The sequence below is a fragment of the Nocardioides sp. genome, assembly GCF_004803405.1.
In the GTDB taxonomy this organism is placed as follows: domain Bacteria; phylum Actinomycetota; class Actinomycetes; order Propionibacteriales; family Nocardioidaceae; genus Nocardioides; species Nocardioides vastitatis.
In genome coordinates this window covers 1-898 of the sequence record NZ_SSXI01000237.1, presented here as the reverse complement: position 1 = coordinate 898, position 898 = coordinate 1, and the positions used below count along the sequence as shown (strand labels likewise).

Below are 898 nucleotides of genomic sequence, written 5' to 3'. Positions count from 1 at the left end.
GAGCGGTTCCTCTCCGGAGACCCGGCCGCCGCGATGGCGCCGGCTTTGGAGGCCGTCGAGCTCGGGACGGCCTTCGGCGTCGACCCGGCCCGTGCGCTCGGCCGCGTCGCCGTCGCCCGGCTCACGATCCACGCGGGCGAGGTCGATCGCGGGATCGCGATGCTCGACGAGGTCGCCGTCGACCTCGCGGCAGGCGAGCTCGACCCGCTCACGACGGGCAACGTCTACTGCGAGCTGATCTGCGCGGCGCTCTGGCTCGGCGACCACGAACGGGCCCGCGAGTGGACCGAGGTGATGGAGCGCTGGCGGCACGGCCCGGCGTTCGGGGGGACGCACGGTCGCTGCCGCGTCCACCGCGCGGAGCTGCTCCGGATCTCGGGGCCCGCGGAGGAGGCCGAGCAGGAGGCGCTCGCCGCGTGCGTGGAGCTGCGGCCCTGGATGCGCCGGGAGTTCGGATGGCCGCTGGTCGAGCTGGGCAACATCCGGCTGCGGCGCGGCGACCTGATCGGTGCGGAGGAGGCGTACCTCGAGGCGCACGATCGGGCCTGGTCGCCCCAGCCCGGGCTGGCGCTCGTGCGCCTCGCCCAGGGGGACGCCGTCGCGGCGGCGGCCATGATCCGCAGCGAGATCGAGCATCCCTCGGACATCCCGTGGAAGGAACGCCCGCCGTTCGGCGATCTGCGGCTGGTGCCGCTGCTCGTCGCGCTGGCGGAGATCGCTGACGCGGCGGGCGACGCCGCGGCGGTGAGGTCCGCGGCGGAGTCCCTCTCGGCGATCCTGCAGCGGTACCCGAGTGCCGGCCTCCATGCCGAGTCGGCGCTCGCTCGGGCGCGCGCGGCGCTGGCGGAAGGCTCGCCCGACGCTGCGATCGGGCCGGCACTGGCTGCGCTGGCGGTGT

1 pseudogene is annotated in these 898 nt (G+C 75.7%); it reads left to right on the top strand.

The features are described from left to right. Positions 1-898, top strand: a pseudogene (locus tag E7Z54_RS23410) (hypothetical protein); the annotation flags it as partial.